Source organism: Actinomyces israelii (assembly GCF_030253495.1).
GTDB classification, from domain to species: Bacteria; Actinomycetota; Actinomycetes; order Actinomycetales; family Actinomycetaceae; genus Actinomyces; species Actinomyces israelii.
In genome coordinates, this window is the sequence record NZ_CP124548.1 from 1,809,773 (window position 1) to 1,832,527 (window position 22,755).

19 protein-coding genes, 2 tRNA genes and 1 other RNA gene are annotated in these 22,755 nt (G+C 69.7%); 10 read left to right on the forward strand and 12 right to left on the reverse strand.

Annotated features, from left to right (window positions below; all coding sequences use genetic code 11):
* The first annotated feature begins 33 nt into the window (after positions 1 to 33).
* Positions 34 to 666: a DUF6318 family protein gene (locus AIF0345_RS07435; RefSeq protein ID WP_285297793.1), complete on the forward strand. Its 633-nt coding sequence runs from the start codon at positions 34 to 36 to the stop codon at positions 664 to 666.
* A gap of 356 nt (positions 667 to 1,022) precedes the next feature.
* Positions 1,023 to 1,478 (forward strand): hypothetical protein, encoded by a 456-nt coding sequence (locus tag AIF0345_RS07440; RefSeq protein WP_268918583.1) that lies wholly within the window; start codon positions 1,023 to 1,025, stop codon positions 1,476 to 1,478.
* Between the two features lie 819 nt (positions 1,479 to 2,297).
* Here the strand turns inward: AIF0345_RS07440 and AIF0345_RS07445 are convergent.
* Positions 2,298 to 3,368, reverse strand: a complete 1,071-nt coding sequence (locus AIF0345_RS07445) for a glycosyltransferase (protein ID WP_043564043.1) — start codon at positions 3,366 to 3,368, stop codon at positions 2,298 to 2,300.
* Between the two features lie 21 nt (positions 3,369 to 3,389).
* Positions 3,390 to 5,831 carry a sodium-translocating pyrophosphatase gene (locus tag AIF0345_RS07450; RefSeq protein ID WP_043564045.1) on the reverse strand — a complete coding sequence of 814 codons (2,442 nt, stop codon included), beginning with the start codon at positions 5,829 to 5,831 and terminating at the stop codon, positions 3,390 to 3,392.
* A 517-nt stretch (positions 5,832 to 6,348) separates the two neighbouring features.
* Here AIF0345_RS07450 and AIF0345_RS07455 point away from each other — a divergent pair.
* On the forward strand, positions 6,349 to 7,068 hold the full coding sequence (locus tag AIF0345_RS07455) for a TetR/AcrR family transcriptional regulator (protein ID WP_285297794.1): 720 nt from the start codon (positions 6,349 to 6,351) through the stop codon (positions 7,066 to 7,068).
* Between the two features lie 64 nt (positions 7,069 to 7,132).
* On the opposite strand, the gene AIF0345_RS07460 is transcribed toward AIF0345_RS07455, so the two are convergent.
* The 5 genes from AIF0345_RS07460 to AIF0345_RS07480 form a co-directional block, all read right to left on the reverse strand.
* Complete coding sequence (locus AIF0345_RS07460; protein WP_285297795.1) at positions 7,133 to 7,804, reverse strand: haloacid dehalogenase-like hydrolase; 672 nt, start codon at positions 7,802 to 7,804, stop codon at positions 7,133 to 7,135.
* Between the two features lie 141 nt (positions 7,805 to 7,945).
* Positions 7,946 to 9,199, reverse strand: coding sequence for an NAD(P)/FAD-dependent oxidoreductase (locus AIF0345_RS07465; protein ID WP_285297796.1), 1,254 nt, complete (start codon positions 9,197 to 9,199; stop codon positions 7,946 to 7,948).
* Entirely contained in the window at positions 9,192 to 10,604 is a 1,413-nt protein-coding gene (locus AIF0345_RS07470) for an NAD(P)/FAD-dependent oxidoreductase (RefSeq protein WP_285297797.1), read from the reverse strand. Before AIF0345_RS07470 ends, AIF0345_RS07465 begins: the two co-directional genes overlap by 8 nt.
* Entirely contained in the window at positions 10,605 to 11,798 is a 1,194-nt protein-coding gene (locus AIF0345_RS07475) for an ethanolamine utilization protein EutH (RefSeq protein WP_285297905.1), read from the reverse strand.
* Positions 11,798 to 13,213 (reverse strand): FGGY family carbohydrate kinase, encoded by a 1,416-nt coding sequence (locus tag AIF0345_RS07480; RefSeq protein WP_285297798.1) that lies wholly within the window; start codon positions 13,211 to 13,213, stop codon positions 11,798 to 11,800. Before AIF0345_RS07480 ends, AIF0345_RS07475 begins: the two co-directional genes overlap by 1 nt.
* Positions 13,214 to 13,457: 244 nt before the next feature.
* On the opposite strand from AIF0345_RS07480, the gene AIF0345_RS07485 reads away from it, so the two are divergent.
* Positions 13,458 to 14,255 (forward strand): DeoR/GlpR family DNA-binding transcription regulator, encoded by a 798-nt coding sequence (locus AIF0345_RS07485; protein ID WP_285297800.1) that lies wholly within the window; start codon positions 13,458 to 13,460, stop codon positions 14,253 to 14,255.
* On the opposite strand, the gene AIF0345_RS07490 is transcribed toward AIF0345_RS07485, so the two are convergent.
* Positions 14,256 to 14,852 (reverse strand): TetR/AcrR family transcriptional regulator, encoded by a 597-nt coding sequence (locus tag AIF0345_RS07490; protein WP_285297801.1) that lies wholly within the window; start codon positions 14,850 to 14,852, stop codon positions 14,256 to 14,258.
* Between the two features lie 115 nt (positions 14,853 to 14,967).
* A complete protein-coding gene (locus AIF0345_RS07495) occupies positions 14,968 to 16,143 on the reverse strand; it encodes an aminotransferase class I/II-fold pyridoxal phosphate-dependent enzyme (protein ID WP_285297802.1) in 1,176 nt (391 codons plus the stop codon).
* A gap of 161 nt (positions 16,144 to 16,304) precedes the next feature.
* Here AIF0345_RS07495 and AIF0345_RS07500 point away from each other — a divergent pair.
* Both AIF0345_RS07500 and AIF0345_RS07505 read left to right on the forward strand, forming a co-directional pair.
* Positions 16,305 to 16,395 (forward strand) — tRNA-Ile (locus tag AIF0345_RS07500).
* 358 nt (positions 16,396 to 16,753) lie between these two features.
* Entirely contained in the window at positions 16,754 to 16,930 is a 177-nt protein-coding gene (locus tag AIF0345_RS07505) for a hypothetical protein (protein WP_285297803.1), read from the forward strand.
* A 180-nt stretch (positions 16,931 to 17,110) separates the two neighbouring features.
* Here the strand turns inward: AIF0345_RS07505 and AIF0345_RS07510 are convergent, their stop codons facing one another.
* Positions 17,111 to 17,941, reverse strand: a complete 831-nt coding sequence (locus tag AIF0345_RS07510) for a lipopolysaccharide kinase InaA family protein (protein WP_043564060.1) — start codon at positions 17,939 to 17,941, stop codon at positions 17,111 to 17,113.
* A gap of 32 nt (positions 17,942 to 17,973) precedes the next feature.
* Positions 17,974 to 18,564 (reverse strand): hypothetical protein, encoded by a 591-nt coding sequence (locus AIF0345_RS07515; RefSeq protein WP_285297804.1) that lies wholly within the window; start codon positions 18,562 to 18,564, stop codon positions 17,974 to 17,976.
* 144 nt (positions 18,565 to 18,708) lie between these two features.
* Between AIF0345_RS07515 and AIF0345_RS07520 the strand changes: the two genes are divergently transcribed.
* A tRNA-Leu gene (locus AIF0345_RS07520) sits at positions 18,709 to 18,790 on the forward strand.
* 782 nt (positions 18,791 to 19,572) lie between these two features.
* Here AIF0345_RS07520 and AIF0345_RS07525 read toward each other — a convergent pair.
* Positions 19,573 to 20,442, reverse strand: coding sequence for a helix-turn-helix transcriptional regulator (locus AIF0345_RS07525; protein WP_229118614.1), 870 nt, complete (start codon positions 20,440 to 20,442; stop codon positions 19,573 to 19,575).
* Positions 20,443 to 20,632: 190 nt separating this feature from the next.
* Between AIF0345_RS07525 and AIF0345_RS07530 the strand changes: the two genes are divergently transcribed.
* From AIF0345_RS07530 to rnpB, 3 genes are all read left to right on the forward strand, one after another.
* Positions 20,633 to 21,538: a Nif3-like dinuclear metal center hexameric protein gene (locus AIF0345_RS07530; protein WP_043564366.1), complete on the forward strand. Its 906-nt coding sequence runs from the start codon at positions 20,633 to 20,635 to the stop codon at positions 21,536 to 21,538.
* Positions 21,539 to 21,550: 12 nt separating this feature from the next.
* Positions 21,551 to 22,282, forward strand: a complete 732-nt coding sequence (locus AIF0345_RS07535) for a zinc ribbon domain-containing protein (RefSeq protein WP_043564365.1) — start codon at positions 21,551 to 21,553, stop codon at positions 22,280 to 22,282.
* A gap of 71 nt (positions 22,283 to 22,353) precedes the next feature.
* Positions 22,354 to 22,735: RNase P RNA component class A (gene rnpB / locus AIF0345_RS07540), an RNA gene on the forward strand.
* Positions 22,736 to 22,755: the final 20 nt, after the last annotated feature.

Below are 22,755 nucleotides of genomic sequence, written 5' to 3' on the forward strand. Positions count from 1 at the left end.
TGTCTGTGCTGTCGGTGCTGATGGTGGTGAGTGATGGTGACTGTGTCGTTCTCGCTTCGTCGTGGTGGGGTGCTGGTGGTGGCGCTGGTGGTGGGCGTGTCGTGCGTGCTGTCGGCCTGCGGGCGGGGGGATGGGGGCGTGTCGGCGTCGGCCGGCTCTGAGGCTTCTGAGGTCTCGGCGTCGCCGGTGGTGGACCTGCCGGAGGAGCAGGCGGCGGCGCGGGAGGCGGCTCTGGCCATGGCGGCGCCCGAGCGGCCGGAGGGCATGGACGAGGAGTCCGCCGAGGGGGCCGTGGCGACGGCGACGTACTTCGTCCAGCTCTACCCCTACGTGTACGCCACCGGGGACCTGGAGCAGTGGAGGTCGATGAGCCGCCAGGACTGCCTGTTCTGCGGCTCGGTGATCACCAACGTCACCAGGCTCCACAGCTCCGGGGGCTGGAAGGACCCGTGGGTGCACACCGTTACCGGGACCAGCTACGCCGACCCCGGCCCCGGCAGCGAGTACTCCCGGGTGGACGTCGTCTTCTCCCAGGAGGCCGCCTACACCTACGACGGCACCGGGGCCCCGCCAGAGGTGAGTGACCCCGTGTCCCGCACCCGGCTCATCCTCGCCATGAGGTACCAGGACGACCACTGGGTTATTCGAGGAGGACAGGTCGAATGAGGACTAAGGTGCTGAACACATCGGTCGCTGCTCTCATGGCTGCGGGCGTGGTGACGGCGGCCCCGTCTGCCGCAGCCGATGACTGGAAGGTTGAAACTCAGGATAATTCTGCAGGATTTACGCGTACGCGTACGGAGGTGGTTGATCCGGGTCCGGTTCCTGGTGCGGGGGGTGGGGGTGGGTCCTATGAGGGTGCTTCTGGTGGTCGGCAGGGGCCGGTGGGGCAGGAGCAGGGGGAGGTGTGCGCCGGTCTTCCTGCGGCGGAGCGTCCGTACTGCGTGGTTGGGCGGTACGGTCTGCCGGGGCCGGGCGGGCGGGGCGGTGAGCCGGGTGGTGCGGGGCGTGCGGCGGGGCCGGTGGTGGTCACCTCCACCGACGTCGCCAGGGTCATGGCCCGCGGGTCGGGCGTCGTGCGTCAGCCTCCGGGGGCCGAGGCGCTGGTGTCCAGGATCGTCATCGTCTACACCTCGTCGGCCTCCCAGGAGCTGAGCACCCGGGTGGGGGACCAGGACGTGAGCATCCTCGCCACGCCGGTCTCCTACACCTGGGGGTGGGGCGACGGGGCCACGACCACCACCACCGACCCCGGGGCCGCCTACCCCGACCACACCGTCTACCACAGGTACTCCCGCACGGCCCGGGGCGTGACCATCACGCTGACCACGACGTGGTCGGCGACCTACTCCGTGGCCGGCGGCCCGCCGCAGCCCGTCTCCGGGGTCCTGACCACCACCGACACCGCGGACCCCTTCGACCTGGTCCGCCAGATCTCCTACCTCACCGACGACGCCGAAGAAGCCCAAGGCCACTAGACCCTGCTGCGGGAGTGCGGGGGTGGTCGGTGTGGTGTGCGGACAGGGTCCTGCGAGGTGGCGCGGATTGCGGGTTCATCTTGTGTGGTACCGGCGGAGTTCTCTGGTGCCGGGAGCAGGTATTGCGACCCGCCATGACCTCGCTGGCGCAGGTGGGAGCTGCTGAGGTTGCTGGCGAGGCGCTCCGGCGGGGGCGGGCCTGGTGAGCGCCGGTTGCGGGTCCTGATCAACGGGACGCCCCGAGCGGGTCCCGGCTGGCGAGACCGCGTCCGCGCCACCACCCCGCACCCCCGACAACCGGGTCAGGAACCGCCGGGGCAAGGGGATCCCACGGCGGAAGACCGCCGGCCTTCAGATGCTCTCGCCCATCGCGGCCTTGGGCACTGTCGAACGCGGCTTCAGCCGTCTTGGGCACCGTCGTGGTCTCGCCGCACACGGCGTCCCGCTCACCGTCCGGTACCGGGCCGCAGGGCTGGCATCGGACACTGGCTCAGACGACTTCCGCAACAGGGCCTGGGGTGGCTCTGGCGCCTGGTGGTGCGGCCGGTTGGCGGCCGTGGGCCCGTAGTCGTGGTCGGGCCGACCGGAAGGGCGCGGGGGCGGGGACGCGCATGGGAGGGGAGGGCCTCCGTTGAACGGGTGCGGAGGCGGGCCGCGCACGGCAGAGCGGCTGGCCGGCCCCTTGAACCGATCTCGACGCGGAAGTGAACCGATCTCGGCGGCAAGGGGAGCCGCGGGCCCCGCCCCGCCCCCTCGGCGCCCGGCCCGCCCGCCGTCGTCGGGCCCGGGGGAGCCCCCGGCGGCCCCGGGACCAGGGGATCAGCTGCCGAACCACTCGTTGACGCGCGCCACGATCGCCTTGTCGAAGGCGTCATCGGAGTGGTGGCGAGCGATCCAGGCCGAGAAAGAGCCACCCGCGGCCTCATCCATCTGCCTGCGGCAGGCCTCCGGCTCCCTCAGCGCGCGGGTGAGCATGGTCGCCGCCTCCCCGAGGTCGCGGTAGATGAAGGGGTAGGACTCGGGCACGAGTGCGCGAGCCCAGTCCCGGTCGGGCAGGATGCCGATGACGCCCGCGCCCAGCGCCTCCACGTAGAGCAGGCCGTAGGACACCTTGTCCGCAGTGGCCAGGAAGGCGGTCGTCCGCGCCAGGGCCTCCCAGTAGGATCTCCTGGTGGCGGTCAGCGGCCCCATCCACACCCAGTCCCGCTGGGAGATGCTCATGGCGGCCTCCGAGACGAGGCTGTCCTCCTGCAGCCGCATCTCGACCCGGAGCGGAACGGCCCGGCGCACCTGCTCGATGACCCGGAAGAACTGCTCCGGGTGCTTCCCGCGATTGAGATAGATCGACGGGTACAGGACGATCGGCACATCCGAGTAGGCGCGCGGCTGGATGTGGTCGAGCCGGAACCCGAGGTTCACCCACGAGAGAGTGGACTTCTCGTACAGATGCTGAGCCGTCCACTTCGCCACGAGCTCGCGCACCTCGTTGGCGGTGCGCCGGGAGTCCGCGAAGGTCGGGAACAGGGCGCATGACAGGGCGAGCGTCGCCATGTGGACCCTCGGGGCGCTCGACGGCACCGGGCGCCAGACGAAGTTCATAATCCGAGGCTCCGCCAGCGTTCCCGGTGCCGTGCCGGGCGCGCGGGAGAGCACCTGCCAGATATGGGGGGAGTCCGCCGCGTCCATATTGATGACCACGAGATCCGTCGGGTCGAGCCCCTCCAGGGGAACGACGTCGAAGTCCTCGCTCTGCCGGGGCACGGGAGCGATGACGGTCGACTCCGGGAAGATCCTCAGCAGCCGCCGCACCAGGGTGTCGCCGGCTTCGTGGCCCGCGACCCGCCCGGCGGACGAGATGTCGATGTCGTCGTACTTAATGGCGATTCTCATGACCGTGCCTCCATGGGTTCTTCAGTCCTCCATCAGGATCTCATCAAGGTCGTTGTCGCTCGTGCGGGCGGGGATCCTCATGCCGTAGAAGGAGCGGTGGATGAAGAAGAGAGACACGAGGAAGAAGGCCGCCGCCAGGACGTGCACCAGGGTCCCGAGCCCCTGCGCGGTCAGGCTGACGGCGAGCTCGACGGCGAGCAGCCCGAAGAGGGTCGTGAACTTGATGATGGGGTTGAGCGCGACCGACGAGGTGTCCTTGAAGGGATCGCCGACGGTGTCGCCCACGATCGAGGCGTCGTGCAGGGCGGTGCCCTTCATGTGCAGGTCGACCTCGACGACCTTCTTCGCGTTGTCCCACGCGCCCCCGGCGTTCGCCATGTAGATCGCCTGGTACAGGCCGAACACCGCGATCGACACCAGGTAGCCGATGAAGAAGAAGGGCTCGACGAAGGCCAGGGACAGCGTCGCGAAGAAGACCGCGAGGAAGATGGTGAGCATCCCCTGCTGGGCGTACTGGGTGCAGATGTCGACGACCCGCTTGGAGTCCTCCACGGAGGCGCGCTCGGCCCCCTTGTCCAGGTGGATCGACTCCTTGATGAAGGCGACGGCCCGGTTGGCGCCCGTGGTCACGGCCTGGATGGACGCCCCGGAGAACCAGAACACCACGGCCCCTCCGGTGATGAGGCCCAGGAGGAAGGGGGCGTGCATGAGGGAGAGGTTCTCGATGCCCCTGGTCAGGTGGCTGGTCAGCCCGATAATGATCGAGAAGATCATGGTCGTGGCCCCCACGACGGCGGTCCCGATGAGCACGGGCTTGGCGGTGGCCTTGAAGGTGTTGCCGGCGCCGTCGTTGTCCTCCAGGAGGAACTTGGCCCTCTCCCAGCGCGGGGCGAGGTCGAAGTCGCGGCGCAGCTCGGCGTCGATGCCGTCGAGGTCCTCAATGCGCGAGAGCTCGTAGACGCTCTGGGCGTTGTCGGTGACCGGGCCGTAGGAGTCGACGGCGATGGTCACCGGTCCCATGCCCAGGAAGCCGAAGGCGACCAGGCCGAAGGCGAAGACGGCCGGCGCCGCCATGATCTTCTCCAGCCCGGAGCCGGCCAGGAGGTAGGCGACCCCCATGAGCCCGACCACGGTGATGCCGAGCCAGAAGGCGGAGAAGTTGCCCGCCACGACGCCGGAGAGGATGTTGAGGCTGGCGCCCCCCTGGCGCGAGGACTTGACGGTCTCGCGGACGTGCTGGGAGCCGGTGGAGGTGAAGACCTTGACCAGCTCGGGGATGAGCGCTCCGGCCAGGGTCCCGCAGGTGATGATCGTGGCCAGGCGCAGCCACAGCCCGGTGCCCTGGCCGCCCAGGACGAGCCAGGTGGACAGGTAGGTCAGCACAATGCACAGGGCGCTGGTGAGCCACACCAGGGTGGTCAGCGGGGTCTCGAAGTTCATCCTCTCGGCGTCCCCGAAGCGGGCCCGGCACCATGCCGCGTTGATTCCGTAGGCGGCCCATGCCGCCAGGATCATGGCGGCGCGCACCGTGAAGATCCACACCAGCAGCAGGGCCTGGAGCCGGGCGTCCGGGACGGCCAGGAGGACGAAGGTGACCAGGGCGACGCCGGTGACGCCGTAGGTCTCGAAGCCGTCGGCGCTGGGGCCCACCGAGTCGCCCGCGTTGTCTCCGGTGCAGTCCGCGATGACGCCGGGGTTGCGGGGGTCGTCCTCGTCGATCTTGAAGACGATCTTCATCAGGTCGGCGCCGATGTCGGCGATCTTGGTGAAGATGCCGCCCGCGATGCGCAGGGCCGAGGCCCCCAGGGACTCGCCGATGGCGAAGCCGATGAAGCAGGCTCCGGCCACGTCCGCCGGCAGGAACAGGAGGATCACGAGCATCATGAGCAGCTCGAGGCTGATGAGCACCATGCCGATGCTCATGCCCGAGCGCAGCGGGATCCTGTGCACCTCGTGCGGCTTGCCGCGCAGGGAGGCGAAGGCCGTGCGGGCGTTGGCGAAGGTGTTGACCCGGATCCCGAACCACGCGACCGCGTAGGAGCCGCCCATTCCGAGCAGGGAGAAGAGGACGACAATGCCGACCCTGGTCCACCCGAAGCCGACCAGCACCTTGTAGTAGATGACGATGACGGCGGTGATGAACGCCCACAGGAGCATGAGGAAGCGTCCCTGCCGCACCAGGTAGGCCTGGCAGGTGGAATAGATGATCTCGGCGATCTCCCGCATTGAGGAGTGCACGGGGGCCTTGCGCAGCCGCAGGAAGGTAACCGTGCCGAAGCCGAGGCCGAGCAGGCACACGCCGATGCCCACCAGGAGTAGGGCCCGTCCGCTCAGGCCCCAGGCCACGAGGACGCCGGACAGGTCGGGGAGCTCGAGGTTGGCCTCCCCTCCGCCGACGTCGGCGCCGTCCTCAGTGCCGAGGAGACTCGCTGCGAAAGAAGGGGGGCAGCACGAAAAGAACATGAATCATCGCCTGGATTGTCCGCTGTGTTGGGAGTGCCACTGGGCGGTGTGAGTCTAGCGACTGCGGGGAGGACTGGCCAAGGCGGCGGGGCGGCTGAGCGCAGCCTCGGGCGCACGAGTTGAGACCGCAGATCGCGGTCAGGAGCCAGACGGCGATGACGATCGGCGCGGTACGGCTGAGGCCGTACAGCGCTGTGGAGGCCAGGGTCGCGTACGACGACGGCCACAGGCTCGCAATGCCGGCCGGGGGGAGCAGGAGGCCTCCGGCCGAACTGCCACTCCCGCATGCCCATGGCGCGCGGCAGGGGGTGATGATCGGGTTGAGGAGCACCTGGTCCATGAGTGCGAGGAAGACCGTCGCCAGCAGCATCATCATCTGCGGCGGCGCGGCCGGAGCGTCGGCACTCGTGTGGGCGGGGGAGGACGGCACAATGCGCACCCTTCGAGAGCGGGCAGTGGCGCAACGCAAAACTAGAACAGCGTTCGAGTGCTGTCGGCGTGGTCTATCCTGGGCCTCATGGACACCAGGGCCCCCACTGCCAGGCGCGCGGGCCTGAATCGGGGCGCTGTTCTCGACCAGGCGGTGCGGCTGTCCCAGGAGCACGGGGTGGAGGGCTGGTCGATGCGCGACATCGCTCGCTCGCTGGACGTCGTGCCCTCCGTGATCTACCACTACTACCCGCAGAAGGACGACCTGTGCGACGCCGTCGTGGAGGAGGTCTGCTCGACGGTCGAGCTCCCGGACGCCGACCTGGGCTGGAAGGAGTGGTTCACCGCGCTGCTCACGGCCTACCGCCCGGTATTCCTGCGCTGCCCCGGCGTCACCGACCGGCTGGCCATGGGCAGAATCACCGAGTCCTTCCTGCCCGTCATCGACATGGCCATGGCCAAGCTGGCCGACGCCGGCTTCGGCGCCCTGGCCCCGCTGGCCTACGCAATGATCTTCAACGTGACGGTCTCCACAATCGGTGTGCGGAACATGCGGACGCACCGCGCCAAGAGCGGTGGACGTGCCTACGACATGTCCGCCGTGGTCAGACGGCTCAGCGCGATGACGGCGAGGTCCGAGGGGCTCGACGTCATGGTCAGGAACTTCTTCGTGCCCTTGACCGATAAGGAGCAGGAGAACCGCATCAGCGAGGAGTACTTCGAGCTCATTATCGCCTCGCTGCTCGACGGCGTCGAGCACGTCCTGCTGCCCCGTGCCGCGGCCCGGCCCGACGACGGCGGCCCCTGAGCGCCCCTGGGGCGCGGCCGGGCGGGGGAGCGGCGGCCCCTCCGCAATGAAGCCGCGGGGCGACTCACATGACGGGGCCAGCCAGCGAGACGCCTGCCCGCGCGTACCGCCGTCGTGTCCTCGGGGAGGCGCCGATGAGGACGACCCGCCCAGCCGCGCGAGCAGTCGGCAGATCGGCCAGAGAATCCGTCACGAACTCCGCCGCCTCAATGGGCACGCCCTGCTCGCGGAGCGCCTCCGCCTTGCGCATCCCGACCCGGTGATCGGCGAACTTCATTCCGGACGGGGTCTCGATCAGAGCAGAGGCGGAGAGCAGGTCGTAAGGGACGCCGGCAGCGGCGAGCAGGACCTCTGCGAGACGCCGCTCCGTGGCGGTGGCAATGACGATTCGCGCGCCCTCGGCATGCTGTCGCCGTATTCGCTGCACGGCTTCGTCGCGCACCCAGGAGGGGCTGGCGCCGATTCGGCGTCCGAATGCTGTGGCGAGCGTGATGTAGCCGGGCTCGTGCAGGCCGCCCAGGGCGATCTGGGCCACTCGCCGGGCGGCTCGCTGTCGGCGGTCCGCCCGCATGCCCAGCACCATGGGGACGACCGCCGGCAGCGCCTTCAGGAGACGCAGCGGGGCACGGCGCAAGCGATCCACGACGACGGCGGTGAACGAGTCCCTGCGCGTGATCACTCCGTCGAGGTCGTACACGACCACGGCGGTACCGTCCCTGGCCGCGGGGGCGCTCATGACGCGCACTCTAGCAGGGGGGCAGGCGGCCGGAGCCGGGCGGGCGCGGGACGATTGCGCACCGTCCCGCGCCCGGAGGCCCGCCCCGCGCCGCGGTCGCTCCGCCCGCTTCCGCTCCGCGGGTTTGGAGCACGCATGTCGCTACTCCAGCGAGAACACGATCTCCCCCGCGTCCGGGCAGACGGCCTCCAGCATCGAGGAGGGGATGCGGAAGGCGCGCCCCGGAGCGGCGGGCCAGGGCAACCGCCTGCGGGCGATCCGGCGACCGCCCTGCCGTGCGACCACGACGGGCGAGGCGCGGAGCTCGTCCACCCACGCAACCAGTCGTCTGCGAGCAGGCGCGGGCCCGCCCAGCGCGTAGCGCTGCGGAGTGATCCAGCGGATCGGCGCCTCGGCCCGCACAGGCAGCTCCTCGCCGCCGGTGCGGGCGCCGGTCAGGTGCGCGAGGAGGCGGTCGGCGGCGTAGCGGCCCTCGAGAGCCACCACGTCGGCCGTCTCGACCGGGTGGTTGACATTGCCGACGGAGAAGATGTTGTCGACCGAGGTCCGCATGGTCTGGTCGGTGACCGGGGCGCGCCCGGCCGCAGGATCCAGCTCAATGCCGCGCATGCGCAGCAGCTCGTTGTCGGGAATCCAGTCACCGGTGAAGACCAGCGTGTCGCACTCAATGGTGCGGCGCGAGCCTGTGCGGGTGTCCTCGATCTCGACGCCCGTCACGCGCCGCTTGCCGTGCACGACCACCACGCGCGAGCTGGTGACCACCCTGGTGCGGAAGGCCAGGCCCCCGCCCAGCTTGAAGACCGTGTAGGACTCGCCCCTGGGGTAGGCGGAGATGAGCGCCTCGGTGCGGCAGCCCGCCTCCCGCAGAGTCATTACCGCCGACCAGCTGACCAGCTCGGCTCCCACCACCACGGCCCTGGTGCCGACCTTCCGGTGGTGCAGGTGCACGAGGTTCTGCAGCTGGCCGGTAGTGAGCACCCCGGGCGGGCGCCCGCCCGGGATGCGGCGGGCGGTGCGCGGGCGCTCCCGCGCACCTGTGGCGAAGACGAATGCGTCGGGGCGCACCAGCATCCGTCCCCGTGGGGTGGTGGCCTCCAGGACGTCCTGGTCGGCCCAGCCGGTGACCTGCGTGCGGGTGCGGATCACGGCGCCGGCCTGCTGGGCCTCTCTGACCAGAGCCCTGGCGTAGGCCGGCCCGGTCATGAACGCCTTGCGGTCGCGGATGCCGTAACCGGGATGGTCGGCGTGGCGCGGGATGCCGCCGGCGTCCTTCTCCCGGTCCAGCACCAGCACCTGCCCGGGCAGGCGCGGGGCCAGCCTCGCGGCGACGGACAGGCCCGCGGGGCCGCCGCCGACGATCGCGACGGCGGGGGTGACAACAGTGGACTCAGGCATTGATCTCCTCCTTGGGACCGGTCGCCGAGGCGTACTCGTCGAGCAGGCGCTGGACCTCAGCTCCGCAGAAGAAACCCTGGCAGCGCCCGTTCATCGCCCGGGTGCGCCGTCGCAGACCCGACAGCGAGCACGGCGGGATGATGGACGACATGGCGTCGCGGATCTCGCCGCGGGTGACCCGCTCGCAGAAGCAGACCATGGTGCCGTATTCCGGGTCCGCGGCGATCCGCTCGCCGTCCCTGTAGGGGCGCAGCTGGTGCTCGCCGAGCGGCGCCATGCGCGCCACCGGGGGCAGGTCTGCTCGTTCGGTCATATCCAGGCCGCTGTTCGCCGCGTCCATCAGCTCCGCAATGTGCTCGGCGACCGCAATGGCCGAGGTCAGGCCGGTGGAGCGGATGGCGGAGGCGATCACGTAGCGCTGGGGCCTGTCCACCTCGATGAGGTAGTCGGACTGGTTGTTGGCGGCTCGCAGGCCGGCGTAGGAGGCGGTCACCTCCTCGTCGAGGAGCTCGGGGACGATGCGCTCTCCCTTCTCCAGCAGGAAGGCGAAACCCGCCTCGGTGGTGGCGGTGTCGGTCTTGTCCTCCATGTCCTCGGCCGTCGGGCCGAGCATGACGTTGCCGAAGATGGTCGGGCTGATCAGCACCCCCTTGCCCACCTTCGACGGCGCCGCCAGCACGATCTTGGGGGCCAGCCCCGAGGCGAGCTTGTCGAAGACCAGCAGCTCGCCCCTGCGCGGGTTGACCCTCAGGCGGTCGTACCCGTACATGGCGTCGATCGCATCCGAGCCGAGGCCGGCGGCGTTGACCACCCAGCGCGCCTTGAGCGCGCCAGCCGAGGTGCGGATGCGGGTGACATCCGCACCCACCTCGATGCCCTCCACCCGGTGCTCGCGCAGCAGGGCGGCGCCGCGGTTGACGGCATCCGTGGCGAATCCCAGAGGGACCGACCAGGCGTCGATAATGCTCTCGTCGGGCACCGTCAGGCCGCCGGTGACGCCCGGGCCCAGGTGCGGCAGCTCGGCGTAGACCTGCTCGGGCGTGATGATCCGCGTCTTCTCGTACCCGTTCTGGACAGCCTTGGCCTGAAGGGCGGGAAGCGAGGCGGCCTGCTCCTCGTCCCAGGCCACGAGGACCGCTCCGGTCCGGCGCACCCCGATGCCGGCCTGCCTGCAGTACTGCCAGGTCAGCCGGTAGCCGCGTGCCACCAGCCGGCCCTCGAGGGTTCCCGGCTTGGCGTCGTAGCCGGTGTGCAGGATGGCCGTGTTGGCCTTCGAGGTGCCTTCAGTGACGTCGTCGCGCGCGTCGAGAATGGCGACGCTGCAGCGCGTTGCCGCCAGGCGTCGGGCAATGGCGGTGCCGACTACTCCCGCGCCGATTACCGCAATGTCGTATGTTCGCATCATCTACCTGTCCTGTCCGTTGTCGGTTCGGTTCGGTGCTGGCTCTGCGGCGGGCGACGCGCCGTCGAGGGCGCCGGCGGTCCGGGGCGCGGCCCGGTCCCGGCCGTGGGCGGGGTAGCGGCGTCGGGCGATCAGGCAGGCCACGGTCAGTGCTGAGAGGGCGGCGGCGAGCTTGCCCACGATCATCGGGACGATCATGTGGGGCGCCACGCCGGCGGTGAAGCCGAGGTGGTCGCCGAGCAGGGCCATGGCCGAGACCGACCAGGCGGTGTTGAGGAACACCCCGCGCTTGTCCATCTTGCGCATGAGGCCGAAGGTCGGAATGGCGTTGGCCAGGGTCATGACGATTCCGCCGGAGGCCACCTCGTTCACGCCGAGCGTCCGGCCGAAGGCCGCCAGCGGGCGGCGGGCCACCTTGGTGATGACGTGCATGAGCGGGAAGGCTCCCATGAGGAATACGCAGATGCCCGCCACCACGGCCAGTCCCTCGGTCACCGGGGCCATCTGCCAGCCGGGCGGCATGACGCTCCAGCCGGTGAGGAACTCGAAGGAGACGACGGCGAGCGCCAGGGAGATGATCGCCACCAGGATCTTGCCGAAGACCATGAAGCCCCTGGTCATGGCGTCGGGCGCCTTCCACAGCCCCAGGGCGATCAGGACGGCGGCGATAATGATCGGCACGAGGTTGCGCAGGATCATCCCCGGTGGGAAACCCGCCGTCAGCCCGCCGGCGAGCACCCCGATAGGGATGGTCACCACCCCCACCAGGACGCCATTGGCGAAGTGGGGACGGTCCTCGTCCGCGACAATGCCCAGACCGACGGGAATGGTGAAGACCACGGTGCAGCCCAGCATCGCGGCCAGGATGGCCCCCGCCAGCAGGCCCGCCTCCTGCGTCTGCGCCATCTGGACCGACAGGTGGTACCCGCCCATGTCGTTGGCCAGCAGGGTTCCCGCGAACATGGAGGGGTCGGCGCCCAGGAAGGTGTAGACGGGCACGACGACGGGGTTGAGGACCTTGGCGAGGATCGGCGCCAAGGAGATCATGCCCACCATTGACAGTGCCAGCGGACCGAAGGTGTTCATGCCCTCCTCGAGCTGGGAGCCGAGCCCGAGCCGTCCGCCGGCCGCCCGGTCCACCGCTGCCACCACGAGAGCGACGGCCATGATCACCACAATGATCTCGTTGAGTCCCATCACAGACCGATCGTCGATTCGACCGCGGTCCGCCAGGCCGAGCGCTGCGCGGCGACCTCCTCGGCGGGACGCTGTGGGCGGTAGACCTCGCCGGACTCCCAGACGTAGGGGCCCTGCTCGAGGGCGAGCTCGGGGTGCAGGGCCAGGCGCATGCAGGCGGCGGTGCCCAGGGCGGTGGCGTGCTGAGAGGGGTAGGTCTCCAGGGGCGCCTGCAGCAGATCTGACTGGATCTGCATGAGCGTGCGGCACCGGGTCAGGCCGCCGTCCACACGCAGGCTCGTCAGGCTGGTTCCCAGCTCGCCGTGCGTGAGGTCGGCGAGCTCCGCGATCTGCGCAGCAATGCCGTCCAGCACGGCGCGCACGACCTGAGGGCGGCCGGTCGACAGGCGCATGCCTGCGATGAAGGCGCCGGCGTCCGGCCGCCACCAGGGGGCGGCCAGGCCCGCGAAGCTCGGCGAGCACACCGCGCCGCCCGCGTCCTGCGCGACGATCCGATCGATCTCCTCCGCCCCGGAGATCAGGCCCATCGTCTGAAGCCAGCGCACGGCCGAGGCCGCGGTGTACACCTGCCCGTCCGAGCAGTACATGGTGCGGCCGCGCATGCGCCACGCCACCGAGGTGGTCAGACCGTTGTCGAAGCGGGGCGCGGCCTGGCCCATGTTGACCACGATGAAGGCGCCCGTGCCGTAGGTGCACTTGCCCTCGCCGCGCCGCAGGCACCTCTGGGCGAACAGCGCGGCCTGCTGGTCGACGATCAGGCCGCCGACCGGGACAGGGGTCTCACTGAACACGGTGGTCGCGCCCACCACCTGGTCGCAGTCGACGATCCTGGGCAGCTCCTCGTCCAGGCCGAAGACCTCCTGCAGGCGCGCGTCCCAGTCCCCGGTGTCGATATTCAGCAGCAGCGAGCGCGAGGCGGTGGTCACGTCGGTGACGAACTCCCCGGTGAGCCTGTTGGCGATCCAGGTGTCGGTGGTGGTCACCACGCCCTCGCGTGTCAGGTTCTCCCGCAGCCAGACCATCTTCGGGGCGGTGAAGTAGCAGTCGAGCACCAGGCCGGTGCGCTGATGCACCTCCTCGGCGTGAGCGCGCAGGCGGTCAACCACCGCCTCCGCGCGACGGTCCTGCCACACGACGCAGGTCGTCAGCGGCTCCCCGGTGGACGGGTCCCAGGCGAGGATCGTCTCGCCCTGGTTGGCCAGCGAGACTCCCTCGATGGGCCTGCCAGCCTCGGCGACGGCCTGACGGCCGGCCTCGATCACGGACCTGTAGAGCGTCATCGGATCCATCTCCACACCGCCGTCGGGCAGGTAGTCCGGGGAGATGGACTGTTCTACGACGGCGTGGATGCCGTCGTCGTCGACGACGATCGCCTTGGAACCCGAGGTTCCCTGATCTAGAGCGAGAATTGCCACGTTGCAATCCCTTCGGTCGTCCGCGCCCGCCTTGCCGCGGGGGTCGCGGGTGGATGGGTGAGCCTCTCTTCTCCTTGTGCAGGCGGTCGTGCGGACCAGCGATGACGATGCCGTGAGGATGCCGGCTGTGCGGTCACGGGCCTGGAGAAGAGCGGGCCGAAGATCCCGGCTCGAGGTCGGTGCCTTCGTCAATCACTCTGCGGCCGTGTGGATTTCACGTCAACGTGTGTGGAATGATGCGGACATGGTGTCTGGATCCGTTCCCGCCTCCCCTCAGGAACGCTGGCGCTACATCCTTCGGGTCCTCCAGTCCGACGCCACGGTCTCCACTGCGCGCCTGTGCCGGGAGATGGCGGTCTCCGGTGAAACCGTGCGGCGCGACCTCAAGGTCCTGGAGGGGCGGGGACTGCTCAGGCGGGTGTACGGCGGGGCCATCGCCCCCAACTCGGCGCGCACGAGCGAGCCCCCTTATCCCCAGCGGGCGGGCATCAACGCCGAGGCCAAGCTGCTGATCGGCGAGAAGGCCGCCCGTCTGGTGACGGGCGAGGGGTCGGTGTTCCTGGACGTGGGCACGACGACGGCGGCTGTCGCTCAGGCCCTGGCGGCCGGCTACCGGGGCGTGGTCACCACCGCCTCGTTGCTGGTCGCAAACGCCTTCTCCGACGCTGCCGACGCCCGACTCATCGTCGTCCCCGGACAGCTGCGCCCCGGCGAGCGCTCCCTGACCGGGACGTCCACTCACGACTTTCTGCGCCGCATGCACTTCGACGTCGCTCTGCTCTCCTGCGGCGGGGTGGACGCGAGCACCGGGGCCACGGATTTCAACTTCGAGGATGTGGAGATCAAGCGGACCGTGGCGGCCAACAGCCGCCGGACCTACGTTCTGGCGGACTCCACCAAGTTCGGCGTGGTGGGCAGCTTCGAGATCGGCACGTGGCACGACCTGACCGGGCTCATCGCGGACAGAGTGCCGCCGGACGGCATTGCTGCTGCTGCCCGACGGGCCGGGAGCGAGCTGGTCGTGGCGTCGCCGCGTGAGTGATCACGGCTCTCGGTCTCCGAGGTCCAGGATCGCCCCGGCGGCGGCACGCGCGACGTCGTCGAGCCAGTCGGGGATGGGGGTTCCCTCGGCCAGGTGGGGGCGGACCAGCCCGTAGGGCACCGCCTGGCAGGCGGCCGTGACCAGCTCCATGCGGTGCGGCGTGACCCGCCCATAGCGTCTGGCCACCAGTGCGCGGGTGACGGAGAAGTAGTCGTCGTTGATGTGGAGCGCCTCCTCGCGGACCGCTTCCGGCCCGGTTCGCGCCAGCGCGGGCTGGCGCCACAGGGTCATGGCGAGCGCCTCCTCGCGGTTCTCCCGGCTGTAGCTCACGACGTGGACGGCGCTCTCCACCAGGGCGAGGCCGGCGTCCTCCCGGGCGGCGAGCTTGAGCAGGCCGGCATGGAAGCGCCTGATGGAGCGCAGCCACAGGCGTGCGAAGAGCTCGTCGCGGGAGGTGAAGCGGTGGTAGATGGAACCCGTCGTCACCCCGGTGGTCTGGGAGATGTCGGCGACGGAGGCCTGCCGGCCGTGGAGCGCAACGGCGCGCAGGGCGCCGTCGAGAATGTCGTCCACCGTGTACTTCGAGGGTCTTGCCACATGGCGACCGTATGCCCGATGCCGCCACATGCGAAATAAGAGCTATTCCTAAAACGTGGGGTCGGGCTGTCCGAGCTCCTCTCCGGCGCCCCGGGCCGATGGCCGCACCCGGGATTCAGCCCAGGGCGCCCACGAAGCCGGCGAGCCGCCCGACGCCCTCGGCGAGCTCCTCGCGCGACGCCGCGTAGGACAGGCGCACGTGCGTGTCGGCCATGGCGGGGCCGAAGTCAGCCCCCGGGGTCAGGGCGACGTGCGCCTCCTCCAGTGCCCGCGAGCAGAAGGTCATCGAGTCCAGCCCTGTGCCCGAGACGTCGAAGTAGACGTAGAAGGCGCCGTCGGGCTCCGCCGGCACCGGCAGCCCGATCTCCTTCAGGCCGTCCAGGACGATCCGGCGTCGGGCCTCCAGCTCGACCCGGCGCGCCTCGCAGGAGGCGAGGGCCTCGGGGGTGAAGCAGGCCAGCGCCGCCATCTGGGTGGGCGTGGAGGCGCACAGGAAGAAGTTGACGGCCAGGTTGTCGGCGGCGTCCAGCAGCTCCTCGGGCAGCACCAGCCAGCCCAGGCGCCAGCCGGTCATGCCGAAGTACTTCGAGAAGCTGGAGACGATAATGGCCTCCGGGTCGGTCTCCAGGGCCGTGCGGGCCGCGCGGCCCTCGACGTCGGGGTCGGCCAGCGACAGGTAGATCTCGTCGACGATCCGCCACGCGTCGCGGGCCCGCGCCTGCTCGCAGATGCGGGCCAGCTCCTCGAAGGGGATGGTCGTGCCCGTCGGGTTCGACGGCGTGGCGAGCATGACGGCGCTCGTGGCCGGGGTCCAGGCCGCCGTCATCGCCTCGACGTCGAGCTGGTAGCGGCTGGACGCGCTCGTGGGGGCCAGGACCACCCGGCCGCCGAAGGCTTCAACGAGCTCGCGGTTGCACGGGTAGCACGGGTCGGCCATGACAACGTCGTCGCCGGGCTCGGTGGTCAGGGCCGTGGCCAGCAGCAGGCCCGCCGAGGCGCCCGCCGTGATGAGGATCCTGCGGGGATCCACGCTCACCCCGTGCCGCGAGGCGTACAGGCCGGACAGGGCCTCGCGCAGGGCCGGCAGCCCCGCGGCGGGCGTGTAGGGCAGCGGGCGCCCGTCCATGGTGGCGCGCATGGCCTCGTGCACGCCGGGCGGGGCGCCGAAATCGGGCTCGCCCAGGCTCAGCTTGGCCACGTGGCCGCCCGCGGCCTCGATCTGGCGCGCGCGTGCGCCAATGGTCATCGCGTGGAAGGGCTGGGCGTTACGGGCGCGCTGCGCGAGCTTCATGGACACTCCTGTGCGGACGGGAGGCCCCACGGCGGGGCTCTCACTCACAGCGTAGGACGACGACGGCGCGCGTGTCCGCCGCATCCGGCAGATGCTGCGTCGCCCGGTGCGGTAGGGTTCGCACGTCGGAGCGGGCGGGGCCCGCCGCACGGCTCCGGCACGCCCCCATAGCTCAGCGGTTAGAGCAGCGAGCTTATACCTCGTGCGTGCCTGATAAGCACATGGTCCTGGGTTCGAATCCCAGTGGGGGTACCGCGATGCCGTCACACGAACCCTGGACATGAGGCTCAGCTTCTCGGGGTTCGCGGGCTAATATCGGGCCCTCATCCATGCAGGATGGGGGCTTTTTAGTGTCTTGACGGGGCATTGGTCCCATGCTGGGGGTGGTGCTGTAGGTCCACAGTCTTGTCAGTGAGGACGCCAGCGGGATCAGCTGGTCGAAGGGATGCGCCAGGTCGGCGACAGCGCTCGTCTGGGGCCTTGGGATCGGCTGGCAGGATGAGGTGTCCGTTCTCGTCGGTGGCCAGGTTGATGAGGATGGCGGGCGTCGGGCTGGGGGGCTGTTCTTTCCCGGGCAGCCTGACGGCTGACTGTGGAGGAGGGTGCGGCGGTGGTGGGGCTGGAGGGGCCGCCGGCCCCGCCGTCCAGAGCCAACATCGCCAATCCCCGCGCGCTCGCCCCGGAGAACACCTCCGCGGCCCTCACCGCCCACGTCATCAACCTCTCGTATGAGGACGCCATCGCGGTAGAGCTCAGCGACCTGCGCATGTTGCCGGGGCGTCAGTGACCTAAGCTTGGGGGAGCGGAGGCTGCGCACTGCATCGCCCTCGTCCGGCTGTGGCTGCTGGACCTGGTGTCGGCACCAGGACGTTTCGTACATCCTCCCTGAACGCCATGAGGGTCGCCCGGCTGTTCGAGGGGCGGTTGCGGAGGCGTACTGATACTGGATATTGGGTTAATGCTGCGACTACCGGTCGCGGAAATAATGTGCGTCGACGCAGGACTCGAGGAGATTTCCATCAAGTACTGCCGGGTTGCCGCCGGCCTCCAGGTACGGTCCGATGATCCTGTCGAGAAGCTCGCCCTCAAATATCTCGGTGCTGCTGTGGGCGAGGAACCCCTTGGAGATCAGCGATCTGACATATGTCAGGAGGTCCTCGACGCAGCGCGTGAGGTAGTCGTGCTCGTCCTGGTCATCGCGGCAGTCCTCCCTGAATGTGCTGCCTTCGAGGTCGTAGGTGACATAGCCGTCGTCCGGGGCGCGGAGGGCGGTGGCGATGTTCTTCAGCTGCAGATCGCCGTGCGTCAGGTGGCGATGCATCCGCGCAATATGGCGGCTCGTGCCCTCCAGCGTCGGCGCGATGCGCTCCCGGTAGGCATCCTCGCCGACGTATCCGTTCCAGTCCCCTGATCCTTCCCAGTCGGTGGTGGTCAACGGATCTAGTCCCGGCATCGTGGTCGTCACCAGAAAGGCGCCATCGACGCCGGAGACGTCGACCACCCTATCGAACTCCGGTATCAGCGCCGTCAACCCGTACTCTCGAGCTCGTCGCAGTGCCTCGAGCTCTCGCTGTCCCCTCTCCGGGGTGCGGTGAATCTTGACCGCCACGGATATGTTCCTCATGGTGTCGCTCAGGAAGAATACGCCATGGGCGCTGTCGCCGATGGCCAGCTGGTCCACCGGGTTCGCGGTCAGCCGGCACCCGAGCCTGAGCGACAGCTCGCGAGCGGCCAGCAGGCGCTCCCTCTCAGTCGCCCTGCCTGTTGCGGGTGATGGTGAGAACGGAGGATGCGTCATGGCTGTGAATCCTGATGCATAATGGCGGTCCATTATCGGAGGCCCATCACGAGCGCATCCAGCTTCTGGCCATAGGACGTGGCGGCCGTGATGAGTCGCCGCTCGCCCTCAAAGGCATTCTTGACAATTATTGAGGCGGGGCGCGCCGCCTGGTCGCTGTGATTGACGTCTCCGCGCGGCCGAGCCTTCATGGTCATCGGTACGACGTCAGCCCTGCGGTTGGTCTTGTCAATGATGACTCCGGTCAGAGATGGAATCTCAATTCTGTAACCAGTTGCGCGCTGCACTCGATCAACGTAGTCGAGTAAAAGCTTGGACAACATTCCGAGGTGGCCTTGGTTATCGCCAGAGGTCGCGTTGAGGACGCCGCGAAATGATTGCAGCCACGCGTCCCGAGGGTATGTCACCATGTGTTGCGCGCCTTCGGTCCGGCGCGACGCGGCTGTCAGGCCGCTCGCCTTGAGAGCGTCGAAGAACTCTTCATCCAGGCAGCCGTCTGCCGCTATGATGACGCGTTCACCGGTGTCGCTCAGCTTCTCCTTGTAGCCGGTTGCGCCCATCAGGCGATGCTGCGGCGGAACCTCTCGCATGGCGTCGATGTCAAACATGATGATGGTCATCATAGTCAGGTCATTGTGTCGTCCTGGCGGGGGATCTCGACCGCGCGGCGCCCATGGCACCTGGTGGCATGGTGCTGCGAGCCCTCGGCCGCCGGCAGCCGGAGTGCTAGGTTGGGGTGACGCCCGGAGAGCCTCCGGGTGCGCCCGGCCCCCGTGGTGGAATCGGTAGACACTGCGACCTTAAAAGTCGTTGCCTGCGGGCGTGCGGGTTCGAGCCCCGCCGGGGGCACGGATCCTGCGACTGGGCTACCTGGCCCATGGCGGCGTCATCGTCCCTCGCGCTGCTCCTCGACTCCTCACGACGGGCTCGCGCGGCCTCCCGGCCCGGTGCGGGGCGCCGGTGGCCGGTCCGGTGCGCCGGTACCGCGCGCCGTCCTGGGGCGGCCGGCGGCAGTATAGGTTCTGATACCTGACGGGCCCGCGGTGGGATCCTGACACTTGCGTGGCTATGACACTGAGGCCGGGGTTCTCATACGCTGGTCGTTATCAGCCTTCTTCCGGGCGAGAGTAGGCGAGGCAAGAGGCTGGGCGCCGGCAAGGAAACCGCCATCACCGTCGGCACATTCTTCGGCTCGTCAATGTTCGCCGCGGTGATTTCGGTGATACTTATGATCCTGAGGGCCGCCGGCGTCGACTGGCTCCAGTACCAAAGACAGGTCATCGTCGCAGGTCTTTGGTTGATGCCGGCTGTCGTCGTCCTGCTCACTGTCCTCAGCAAGGAAAAGCCGCCCCGGTCGGCGGGCGCCTCGGAAGTGTGGGCTATACCGGGGACGGGTATTATGTCAGAGGATACACGGTGGCGGGCCCGTCGAACAACGGTACCTCCGGTACCGCCTCGGCCAGCGGATTCGGGGCGTCGAGCACCTACCGGATCACGAAGGACTTCTTCGGCGACGGCACAACCACCCGCAAGGATTGAGCCGTCGCGCCGTTTCGGCCCGCCCGGTCGGCACGGCGCCCCGCCCTCTCTGCTCGACGACGGTTGAGGCCCGGGCTGTGGGGCTGTGCGTCTCAGCCGGCTGCCGCCCAGGCGCGCAGGCGCTGCATGGCCTCGTGAGCGGGCGAGCCGGTGGGCGGCGTGATGACGACGACCTGCGCGCCGTCGTCCTCAGCGAGCATGCGGAAGGGGACCGTGACATCTCCGATGAGGGAGTGGAAGATCCGCTCCTCGCCCTGGGAGGAGCGCGGCGGCAGGTCCTGATCGATCCACAGCCGGCAGAACAGGCGGCTGCGGGCGCTCAGCGTACCGACGACGCCAATGAGATCGGGATCGTCCGGGTAGTCCTGAAGCGCCCCTCGCAGGTCCGCCACCGCGCGCGTGATCACATCGCCCCAGTCGGGCCAGAAGCTCTGGGCCGCCTCCTGGTCGAAGAAGGCGAACTCGAGCAGGTTCACCGTCTTCTTCTGGGTGCCCGCCCACTCCAGCACGGGCGCGTACAGAAGACGAGCCGGCCTGTTGACGGCCACCAGGTCGAGCGACCGGCTGCGCAGGTAGGCCGGCATGTCGAAGGAGTCCAGGAGCTGCCGGGTCGGTGCCGACACCGCGCCGCCGTGCCCCGCCATCCGTCCGGCCCCGGAGGGGCTCGCCTGCTGGACGGGCGGTGCGACAACGGCCTGCTGGTCCGTCGCAGCACCGGCGTCGGGATACGCCGCACTGAGCAGAAGGTTGAGGCGCTGGCGATCGGCCGGACTCAGTGCGAGCACATCACTGAGAAGATCCTGCAGCGACGGCTCCGGCCCCGAGGGCAGCAGGCCCTTCTCAAGGTCCGTGTAGTAGTCGGTGGCGACGCCGAGCAGCCGAGCGATCTCATCGCGGCGGAGCCCGGGCACACGGCGCGGCAGGCCCTTGGTGGGCAGGCCCGCCATGGCTGGGGTGACCACTGCGCGATGCTCAGCGAGGAACATGCGCAGATCCGCTTTTTGAGACTTGAGTCCTCGACGCATATCTACAGAGTAAGAGATGAGCGGGGCTCCCGTTACCCTTTCATGATATTTCGCTCAATCTTGGCGGTTAGCAGTCGGTTAATTTAGAACGGTGCCGACCGGCCCCGGATGAGTCTAGCCTTCACCCATGAACCAGACCGAAATCGCCCCCGCCGCTGAGTCCGCGCCCCTGAGCGTGGCCGACGTCGTCTCCATGCTGCGCGCCGCCGCTCCGCCCGAGCTCGCCGAGCCCTGGGACTCCAACCAGCTCATTTGCGGCGACCCGGCCGAACCCGTCGCCTCCGTCCTTCTGGCCGTCGACCCGGTCGCCGTCGTCGTCGATGAGGCCATTGAGCGCGGTGTCGATATGGTGATCACCCACCACCCTCTTTACCTGCGCGGTACTGACCAGGTTTCCGCCGCCGACCCCAAGGGCCGCTGCGTGCACCGGCTCATTCGCAACGGTATCGCCCTGGCCAACGCCCACACGAGCCTCGACGCCGCCCACGGGGGCGTCGCCGCCGCCCTCGCCGCCGCCGTCGGCCTGCTCGACACGACGCCGCTGGAGCCCAACCCGCTTGACCCGACCCAGGGCATCGGGCGCGTCGGCAGCCTCCAGGTCCCCGTCCGACTGCGCGACCTGGCTGACGCCGTCGCCGACGCGCTTCCCGACTCCGCACCCGGCCTGCTCGTCGGCGGGGACCTCGACGCGACCGTGGAGACCGTCGCCGTGTCCGGCGGCGCCGGAGACTCCCTGCTCGGCGCCGCGCGCGACGCCGGCGCCGACGCCTTCCTCACCGCCGACCTGCGCCACCACCCGGCGTCGGAGCACCTGGAGGCCGGACGTCCCTACCTGCTGTGCGGCACCCACTGGGCCACCGAGTGGGTCGGTCTGCCGCCGCTCGCGGCCCGTCTGGAGCGGGCCGGCGCAGCGGGGGGACGTAGACTCACCACATACGTGTCCGAGGTCGTCACCGACCCGTGGGCCCTGCGTCTGAGCACGGGATCTCAGGCGCGCGCCCGGACCGCGCAGAACTCGATACCCAGCCAGTGAAGGACCACAGCAGTGACGAGTGCCCCTCTTCGCCAGCAGCGTCGTCTCATCGACCTGCAGAGTCTTGACTCCCGCCTCGCCCGCCTCACCCATGAGCGGGCCCATCTGCCTGTCCTGAGCCGAATCGAGGCCACCGTCAGGCGGCTGCGGGACAACCGGCGCGATGCCGCCGTCGCCGCCGGGGCCCTGGCCGACGCCAAGGCAGATGTCGCCCGCGCCGAGGGCGAGGTAGGACAGGTGGTGCGCCGAGCCGCGATTCTGCGGGAGCGGCTCTCCTCGGGAGCCGCAGCCGCCCGCGACCTCGGCGCCATCCAGGGCGAGATCGACCAGCTCGGCCGACGCCAGAGCATCCTGGAGGACACCCAGATCGCGGCCATGGAGGCCCAGGAGGCCGCCCAGGCGGAAGCCGACCGCCTCGCCGCCCAGGAGCAGGAGATCCGCGCCGCCGGCCGTGAGCTCACCTCCACCCGCGACGCCGAGTTCGTCCGTCTCGACGGCGAGATCAAGCAGGTCCGTGAGCGGCGGGCCGACCTGGCCGGCACAATCGACGCCGCTCTGCTGGCCGAGTACGAGGCCGCCCGGGAGGCGACCGGCGGCATCGGTGCGATCGCCCTGTACGGCCGGCGGGTCGAGGGCGCCGTCGAGATCGGCCCCGCCGAGCACGCCCGGATCGCTGCCGCACCGCAGGACGCCGTCATCCACGCCGAGGCCAACGACGTCATTCTCGTGCGCATGGAGGAGTGACCCGCGCGCTGTGGGGCGGGCCCGGTCGGCGGGCGAGCCGGCCGGGGAGGGGATAGAGTGCGTCCTGCGGACGAGCCGACCGGGCGGCCGCGGTGCCGCGGGGCCACCCGCGGATCGAGGAACGTCCGGGCTCCACAGAGCAGGGCGGTGGCTAACAGCCACCCGGGGTGACCCGCGGGACAGTGCCACAGAGAACAGACCGCCTGCCGGGTGACCGGCCGGTAAGGGTGAAACGGTGGGGTAAGAGCCCACCAGCGCCGCAGGCGACTGCGGCGGCTGGGTAAACCCCGCTCGGAGCAAGACCGCACAGCAGGCGCCCGAGGGCTGCTCGCCCGAGCCTGCGGGTAGGTCGCGTGAGCCCGCCGGCAACGGCGGGCCAAGATAGATGGTCGCCACCGCCACACCGGCAACGGTCGGCGGCAACAGAACCCGGCGTACAGGTCGGCTCGTCCGCCCCTGCGCGCCAGGGCCGC

Coding starts and splice junctions, on each gene's coding strand:
- AIF0345_RS07435 (WP_285297793.1), top strand. CDS start 34: ATGGTGACTGTGTCGTTCTCGCTTCGTCGTGGTGGGGTGCTGGTGGTG.
- AIF0345_RS07445 (WP_043564043.1), bottom strand. CDS start 3,368: ATGAGAATCGCCATTAAGTACGACGACATCGACATCTCGTCCGCCGGG.
- AIF0345_RS07450 (WP_043564045.1), bottom strand. CDS start 5,831: ATGTTCTTTTCGTGCTGCCCCCCTTCTTTCGCAGCGAGTCTCCTCGGC.
- AIF0345_RS07455 (WP_285297794.1), top strand. CDS start 6,349: ATGGACACCAGGGCCCCCACTGCCAGGCGCGCGGGCCTGAATCGGGGC.
- AIF0345_RS07460 (WP_285297795.1), bottom strand. CDS start 7,804: ATGAGCGCCCCCGCGGCCAGGGACGGTACCGCCGTGGTCGTGTACGAC.
- AIF0345_RS07465 (WP_285297796.1), bottom strand. CDS start 9,199: ATGCCTGAGTCCACTGTTGTCACCCCCGCCGTCGCGATCGTCGGCGGC.
- AIF0345_RS07470 (WP_285297797.1), bottom strand. CDS start 10,604: ATGATGCGAACATACGACATTGCGGTAATCGGCGCGGGAGTAGTCGGC.
- AIF0345_RS07475 (WP_285297905.1), bottom strand. CDS start 11,798: ATGGGACTCAACGAGATCATTGTGGTGATCATGGCCGTCGCTCTCGTG.
- AIF0345_RS07485 (WP_285297800.1), top strand. CDS start 13,458: ATGGTGTCTGGATCCGTTCCCGCCTCCCCTCAGGAACGCTGGCGCTAC.
- AIF0345_RS07495 (WP_285297802.1), bottom strand. CDS start 16,143: ATGAAGCTCGCGCAGCGCGCCCGTAACGCCCAGCCCTTCCACGCGATG.
- AIF0345_RS07510 (WP_043564060.1), bottom strand. CDS start 17,941: ATGACGCATCCTCCGTTCTCACCATCACCCGCAACAGGCAGGGCGACT.
- AIF0345_RS07515 (WP_285297804.1), bottom strand. CDS start 18,564: ATGATGACCATCATCATGTTTGACATCGACGCCATGCGAGAGGTTCCG.
- AIF0345_RS07530 (WP_043564366.1), top strand. CDS start 20,633: ATGAACCAGACCGAAATCGCCCCCGCCGCTGAGTCCGCGCCCCTGAGC.